Origin of the sequence: Roseobacter sp. (assembly GCF_024639605.1) — a bacterium.
Lineage (GTDB): Bacteria > Pseudomonadota > Alphaproteobacteria > Rhodobacterales > Rhodobacteraceae > Roseobacter.
Window position 1 is genome coordinate 1 of record NZ_JAHEHZ010000214.1, and the last position, 4,268, is coordinate 4,268.

The window sequence follows — 4,268 nt, forward strand, 5'->3', positions numbered from 1 at the left end:
TTGCAGAGCGTCGCCGAAGGCCCGGTGGTCGTAACGGTAATGGACCGTGACAGGATGGCGGATTATCAGGCGATGGTGGCGGAGCTGCGCGAGGCCGGTATCCGTTCAGAGGTTTATCTCGGCAACCCGAAGAACTTCGGCAACCAGCTGAAATACGCGGACAGGCGGTCGAGCCCGGCTGCGGTGATCGAGGGCGGTGACGAGCATGAAAAAGGCGTCATCCAGATCAAGGACCTGATCCTCGGTGCCAAAATCGCCGAAAGTGCGACCCTGGAGGAATGGAAAGACCGGCCCAGCCAGTTTGAGGTGCCGCGCGATCAGCTGGTGGCAAAAGTGCGCGAGATCCTTGCCGCTCACAGTCCTGACGGCGGCGCAAAATGACAGACCGCGCGCAGACGCTTGCGCGGGCCGCCGGGTTGCGGGCGGTCTTTGAGGCCGCCGGTGCGGTCGGTGTAGAAACACCGGTGCTGCAGCCGGCGCATACCCTGCTTGATCTTTATGGCGAGGAGATCCGCGCGCGGGCCTATGTGACCTCGGACGCGCTGCGCGGCGAGCAGATGCTGCGTCCGGATTTCACCGTGCCGGTCGTGCAGATGCATATGGCGCACGGGGCCGAGCCTGCGCGCTACACCTATTCCGGCGAGGTGTTCCGCCGACAGGAGCATGATCCGGACCGCGCCAACGAGTTCATTCAGGTGGGTTTCGAGGTTTTCGACCGTACCGATCCTGCGGCGGCGGATGCCGAGGTTTTTGCGCTGATCGCCGGTGCCTTGTCGCCTTTGCGGCTGCGCGCGGCCACGGGCGATATCGGAGTTCTGATGGCTGCGGTTGAGGGGCTGAAAACTACGGCCCCGCGGAAAGCCGCGCTGATGCGCCACATCTGGCGTCCGCGCCGGTTTCGCGCGTTGCTTGACCGGTTTTCGGGGCGCACGGCGATGAGCCGCACGCGCGAGGCGCTGCTGGCAGGCGATCTGCCCGGTGCGGAAGCACCGCTGTCCGGACGTCGCAGTGCGGCGGAAATCACCGCGCGGATCGAAACCCTGCGCGAAGATGCGGCAACAGCCCCGCTCAGCACCGAAGAAGTCCGTCTGCTTGATGCGCTTCTGGGCGTGCGTGAGACGATGCCTTATGCGCTGGAACAGCTACGCGACCTGTCGGTGGATCTGCCGCAGATTGCACCTGCTGTGGCGCGTATTGCGGCCCGTGCGGGGGCTCTGGAGGCGCGCGGCATCGATGTGCAGAGCCTGCCCTTTGAGACGAATTTCGGCCGCACCTCGATGGAATACTACGACGGCTTTGTTTTTGGGTTTTTCAGCCCGGATCGCGCGGATTTGCCCGCGGTTGCCACCGGGGGGCGTTATGACGCGCTGACCCGGCGGCTGGGACAGGGCCGCGAAATCCCGGCGGTGGGCGGTGTTCTGCGTCCCGGTCTGATGCTTGAGCTGGAGGCCGCGCAATGACGATCCGGCTTGGGGTGCCGTCCAAGGGGCGTCTGATGGAAAAAACCTGCGACTGGTTTGCCGGGCGCGGCGTCACCCTGTCGCGCAGCGGGTCGGATCGCGAATACGCGGGCGCAGTCGAGGGCATCGGGGGCGTCTCTCTGGTGCTGCTCTCCGCGGGCGAAATCCCGCGCGAACTGGCCACCGGGCGTATCCATTTCGGTGTCACAGGCACTGATCTGGTGCATGAAAAGCTGCCGCGCTGGGAGCAGCAGGTGGAACCGGTCGCGGAGCTCGGATTTGGTTTTGCCGATCTGGTGCTGGCTGTGCCCCGTGCCTGGATCGATGTTGAAACCGTTGATGATCTGGATGCGGTGGCAGCAGCTTTTCGCCAGACCCACGGCATGCGCCTGCGGATTGCCACGAAATACCACAGGCTGGTGCGCGAATACCTGCGCCAGAGCGGGGTGGCGGACTATGCGCTGGTCGACAGCCAGGGCGCGACGGAAGGCACCGTTGCCAATGAAACCGCCGAGGCAATTGCCGATATTACGTCCAGCGGCGAGACCCTGCGCGCCAATCACCTCAAGGTGCTGAGTGACGGCCCGGTGCTGCGTTCGCAGGCGACGCTGTGGCGCAGCCGCACTGCACAAACCGATGATGATGACCGCGCTGTAGTGGCAGAATTTCTGGACCGCCTCGCGGTCTGAGCGTCAGAGTACGCCGATTTCAGCAAGCGCGCGGTTGAGCTCGACGGGCAAAGGCTCTTCGCTCGCGCGGCCCTCCGGCAGATCGGGCGGAGCATCGCCCGGGGGGAGATAGCGCCAGCCCTGGAACGGGCGTTTGAGCGATGTCTGTGTGCGTACGATCTGCGGATCGAGCACAATTGCACAGCGGCGGATGCCGTCCTGCCCGGTATATTCATCCAGACGCATGACCGTCTGCCGGCACTGGATCACCCCTTTGATCACCCAGTAGATCGATCCGCCGTTCAGTATTTCGGCGGCGCGTTTCGGCCACATCCGGGTCACGTGACGGGGCAGACCGTCCGGTGCCTGGGCGCGTTTTGTTGCCTGCCAGGCGGCCAGATCATCGACGTTTTCTGTCCCGACAGACAGTTTGATCAGGTTGACCGCTTTATCCACAGGTTTTCCCACTGACATGCCCCCAGAATCTGCACCACCGCCACATAATGTAGATGAAAGAGCGCCGGGAGCAAACTGTGGTAGAAAGACGCGCGGGGATCGTGTAGCCTGATCGCCTTCCTAAGCCACCAGAGAATCATGCCATGACACGCTTTGCTGCCCCCATTGCCGAACAGATCTGGGATATGAAATACCGCTTCAAAGACGCGGATGGCACGCCTAAAGACCAGACGGTGGAAGACACATGGCGGCGCATCGCCCGGGATCTCGCCCGCGTGGAGAAAGACCCGGCAAAATGGGAAGACTGCTTTTATGCAGCCCTTGAGGATTTTAAATACCTGCCGGCCGGCCGGATCACCGCTGGTGCCGGCACGGCGCGGTCGGTGACGCTCTTTAACTGCTTTGTCATGGGTACGGTACCCGACAGCATGGGCGGTATTTTCGATATGCTGAAAGAGGCCGCCCTTACCATGCAGCAGGGCGGCGGCATCGGATACGATTTTTCGACCATCCGGCCGCGGGGCGCTGATGTGCACGGGGTGGCGGCAGATGCCTCGGGGCCGTTGTCTTTCATGGATGTCTGGGATGCGATGTGCCGCACGATCATGTCGGCGGGCTCGCGCCGGGGGGCGATGATGGCCACCATGCGCTGCGATCACCCGGATGTGGAGGATTTCATCGCCGCCAAATCCGACCCGGCCCGTCTGCGCATGTTCAACATGTCGGTGCTGATCACGGATGATTTCATGGATGCCGTCAAAGCAGACGGACCGTGGGATCTGGTCTTTGACGGCAAGGTGTACCGTACGGTGCAGGCTCAGGATCTGTGGAACCGGATCATGCAGGGGACGTATGACTATGCCGAGCCGGGGGTGATTTTTATCGACCGGATCAACGCGGCCAATAACCTGCGGTACTGCGAGACCATCGCCGCGACGAACCCCTGTGGCGAGCAGCCGTTGCCGCCCTATGGTGCCTGCCTTCTGGGCTCTGTGAACCTGTCGCGTCTGGTAACAGATGCCTTTGAGGAAGGCGCAGCACTCGATGAGGCGGCCCTTGACGATCTGGTCGCCGTTGCCGTGCGGATGATGGACAATGTGGTGGATGCATCGAAGTTTCCGCTGGAAGCGCAGGCGCGCGAGGCGCATGCCAAGCGCCGGATCGGGCTTGGCGTGACGGGACTGGCTGATGCGCTTCTGATGGTCGGGTTGCGCTATGGCTCCGACGAGGCGGCGCGTCAGACGTCGGACTGGTTGCGCCGGATCGCCCGCGCCGCATATCTGGCGTCGGTGGATCTTGCGAGGGAAAAGGGACCCTTTCCGCTCTTTGATGCGGAAAAGTACCTCGCCTCCGGCACGATGCAGGCCATGGATGATGATGTGCGCGATGCAGTGCGGAAACACGGGATCCGCAATGCGCTGCTGACCTCGATCGCGCCCACGGGCACGATCAGCCTTTATGCAGGCAATGTCTCCTCAGGCATCGAGCCGGTCTTTGCCTATGCCTACACGCGCAAAGTGCTGCAGAAGGACGGATCGCGCACCGAAGAGGAGGTGGTGGATTACGCGGTTCAGCTCTGGCGCGAGAAGTTCGGGGACAAGGACCTGCCGGATTACTTCGTGAACGCCCAGACGCTGGCGCCGCTCGATCACGTCAAGATGCAGGCGGCGGCGCAGAAGTGGGT

The 4,268-nt window shown here is 63.0% G+C and carries 5 protein-coding genes; 4 read left to right on the top strand and 1 reads right to left on the bottom strand.

Annotated features, from left to right (window positions below):
- The 3 genes from Q0M35_RS17625 to hisG form a co-directional block, all read left to right on the top strand.
- On the top strand, nucleotides 1-381 hold a 381-nt coding region (locus tag Q0M35_RS17625), incomplete at its 5' end, for a His/Gly/Thr/Pro-type tRNA ligase C-terminal domain-containing protein (protein ID WP_295317565.1).
- Nucleotides 378-1,460, top strand: a complete 1,083-nt coding sequence (locus Q0M35_RS17630; protein WP_295317566.1) for an ATP phosphoribosyltransferase regulatory subunit — start codon at nucleotides 378-380, stop codon at nucleotides 1,458-1,460. The genes Q0M35_RS17625 and Q0M35_RS17630, both read left to right, overlap by 4 nt.
- Entirely contained in the window at nucleotides 1,457-2,149 is a 693-nt protein-coding gene (hisG, locus tag Q0M35_RS17635; RefSeq protein ID WP_295317567.1) for an ATP phosphoribosyltransferase, read from the top strand. The genes Q0M35_RS17630 and hisG overlap by 4 nt, the downstream gene beginning before the upstream one ends.
- A gap of 3 nt (nucleotides 2,150-2,152) precedes the next feature.
- Here the strand turns inward: hisG and Q0M35_RS17640 are convergent, their stop codons facing one another.
- Nucleotides 2,153-2,584 carry a DUF1489 domain-containing protein gene (locus Q0M35_RS17640; RefSeq protein WP_295317568.1) on the bottom strand — a complete coding sequence of 144 codons (432 nt, stop codon included), beginning with the start codon at nucleotides 2,582-2,584 and terminating at the stop codon, nucleotides 2,153-2,155.
- A 143-nt stretch (nucleotides 2,585-2,727) separates the two neighbouring features.
- Between Q0M35_RS17640 and Q0M35_RS17645 the strand changes: the two genes are divergently transcribed.
- A partial coding sequence (locus Q0M35_RS17645; protein WP_295317569.1) for an adenosylcobalamin-dependent ribonucleoside-diphosphate reductase occupies nucleotides 2,728-4,268 on the top strand: 1,541 nt, incomplete at its 3' end.